Genomic DNA, 2,834 nt, shown 5'->3' with positions numbered 1-2,834 from the left:
GGATCTCCCAACGGATGAGCAGCGGGGCACCCCTCCCAGTCTCTCCTTTTCCGGCAGTCTAGCAGTCTTTCCCGCTCCTGGTTGAATCCCTGTAATCCCTGACCCTGGCGATATGTCCGGTATCTTTGTAGTCGTCATTCCCACCTACGCGGGCATAATGGAAAAGAGCGGGAGATCCGGATAGACCCAAATTAATCGCGCGCCTTGACCTTGATCGAAAAATTGAATTTTTCAAGGTACCCTGAATATATCCATAATGAATGCTCTCAAAACCAGTCAAGACAGCCACAGGAGCAGTCGCGACTTCGGCGCTTAAACCTGCCTTTTTTGTGGTAAAAAGGAGCTTTTAAGGCTAAAAAAAGCTGTTTTTCTGTGCTTTTTGATTTTAAATTAATACGTTAGCTTGGTCCGACCTCGGATTGACCGGATTGACCCCGTGCTATTCAGTTTTCGGAGTGAACAGGAAAGGGATTGAGAAACTGCGTAAGCTTTTGAAAAAAGTGATCCTAAACAGGAAAAGACTGGGAGGAGTTTGTATCATGCTGAAAACAAATAAAATTTTTCTTATGGTGACAGTCTCGATCATCATGGCTGCAACGGTTGCATTTGCTGATGGATGGAGGTTTCCCGGAGAATTTGAGAAGCAGGAGCGGGTGTATCTCGGCTGGCTGAGCAAGGAATATGTCAAAGGATATCAAACCGATGATGTGCTGCTGGAGATAGTACAGAACCTTATCCCGTATACCAGTGTTACAATCTGCGTTCCTGAAAAATCCCAGCAAAAACACGTAGAGGCCCTCCTCAAAAAAAACAACCTCTCTCTTAAAAACATTTCATTCCAGACCATCCCCTTCACCATGCTTTATTGGCGGGATTTCGGACCCATTTTCACAACCGATCAACAAGGCCGCAAAAGCATAGCCGACTTTGGATTCAACTGCTGGGGTTATTTTCCGCAGTCTGATACTCAGGCAAGGATAATGGAACGTATTGACCGCGATATCGCCAAGCAACGCGGACTTCCCTCCAGAATGACCCGTCTGGTAAGCGAAGGTGGCGACCGCGAACTAAATGGCAAGGGAACCATCCTGGTCACCGAGGCCTGCGAGTTCCAGCGCAATCCCAACCTTTCGCGGGATGATATTGAGGCAGAGCTCAAAGAAATGTTGGGCGCAACCAACGTTATCTGGTTGAAAAAAGGAACCGTTGACGATGATGCCTACAATGTCAGCACCCTGCCCGGACCAGGAGGAAAAGGAGTGGCATACCGAAGTGCTGCCGCAAATAACCATATGGATGAATATTGCCGCTTTGTAGCCCCGGATACGATCCTTTTGGCTGAAGTAAGTGAAGAGGAAGCAGCCAGGGGTCCGGTGGAACAAGAAAACCGCCGCCGCATGGAAGAAAACTACCGCATATTACAAAACGCCGTTGATCAGGACGGCAAGCCGTTCAAGATCATCCGCATCCCCATGCCTGAAACCCTCTTTTTCGAAGTGACCCCGCAGGATGAGGCCTACTTCGGGCTGGTCTCATTTCCTAGATTTTCTGATGGCACGGCTTTCCCGGTCGGTCACCCGGTGCAGGTGGTTCCTGCTCAGAGTTACTGCAATTTCCTGATTTCCAACGGAGTAGTTCTGGCTCAGAAATACTGGCACGAAGGTCTACCCCAGGAAGTGAAAAAGCGTGACGCCGAAGCGCTCTCAGTCCTGCAAAAGGCCTTTCCAGACCATAAGGTCGTCACCATCAACACCCTGGGGATAAACTTCGGGGGCGGAGGCATTCACTGCTCCACCCAACAGGAACCATACACAGGTAAATAAGGCTGACAAAAAACTCCTGCCGGAAATTCAGCGGGAGTTTCTTTGGCCTCTGAGCGCATCAGGCCTAAACGCCGCGTCTCTCTCAGCCGGTAACTGTTCCCCAGGTGGTTATCACATGACTGTGATGGAGCAGTTGATCAAGGATGGCCTTGGCCAGGACCGCATTACCGAATACGCCCCCTCTTTTCTCCACTATCATCTTGTAGCGATTCCGCATGGCCTTAGACCTGTGGCCAGCTATCCGGTCATCCTCTGCATCGGACAGGCCGTTCCCAATTGTTGCCTTAGCCTGTTGGTTCGTTCCTGAGCTTTATCTGAGGAAGGTTTTCAGGAGTATTCTCCAAAGGGGAGGCGGGAGGCCCTGTACGTCAAAATGCCTTAGAGCCCTGTTTTTGCCTGTCAAAAGTATTGTCTAAGGCCGAAAATAGTTCTTTTTTGAAGATATATTTGTTTGTCGTCAGGTAGTTATCTTGGTCTGGCCCCGGCCGAAGGACCGACCGGAACCGAACCCCGACCGGAACCCAGATTGAATCACTGGAATCCCTGACCCTGGCGATATGTTCGGTATTATTCGTCATTCCCGCGCAGGCGGGAATCCAGTCACCGAGGAAGATTGAATCACTCCTGACCTGGATGCCCGCCTTCGCGGGCATGACGAAAAAGAGCGGGAGGGACGGAAAAGAATGAATATATCCATAATGAATGCTCTCAAAACCAGTCATGACACCCACAGGAGCAGTCGTGACTTCAACGCTTAAACTTACCTTTTTCGTGGTGAAAAGGAGCTATTAAGGATGAAAAAGGGCTGTTTTTCGGTGCTTTTTGTTTTTAAGTTAATAAGTTAGCTTGGTCCGACCCCGACTGCCTGACATATATCCTTGCTGGTATTGTCAGTAAGGAGCTGCTCAAAAACCTGGCTGTCATGCAAAGCAGCGTCCGTTACGCTATAGCTACGAATGAGCTTGTGTTTCACATCCACCGAGATGTGATTTTTGTATCCATAAAATGTTT

General features: G+C 49.2%; 1 protein-coding gene and 2 pseudogenes. 1 reads left to right on the top strand and 2 read right to left on the bottom strand.

The window, feature by feature from the left end; translation table 11 throughout:
* Positions 1-539: 539 nt before the first annotated feature.
* Positions 540-1,823 carry an agmatine deiminase family protein gene (locus G494_RS0114625; protein WP_051305733.1) on the top strand — a complete coding sequence of 428 codons (1,284 nt, stop codon included), beginning with the start codon at positions 540-542 and terminating at the stop codon, positions 1,821-1,823.
* Here the strand turns inward: G494_RS0114625 and G494_RS28215 are convergent.
* A pseudogene (locus G494_RS28215) lies at positions 1,784-2,004 on the bottom strand (ATP-binding protein); the annotation flags it as partial. The gene G494_RS0114625 and the pseudogene G494_RS28215 sit on opposite strands and share 40 nt — an antisense overlap.
* A gap of 711 nt (positions 2,005-2,715) precedes the next feature.
* Positions 2,716-2,834, bottom strand: a pseudogene (locus tag G494_RS26965) (transposase); the annotation flags it as partial.

Origin of the sequence: Desulfogranum mediterraneum DSM 13871, assembly GCF_000429965.1 — a bacterium.
Classification (GTDB): Bacteria; Desulfobacterota; Desulfobulbia; order Desulfobulbales; family Desulfobulbaceae; genus Desulfogranum; species Desulfogranum mediterraneum.
Note: the sequence above shows the minus strand (reverse complement) of the source record. Positions and strands in the feature narration are given on the sequence as shown.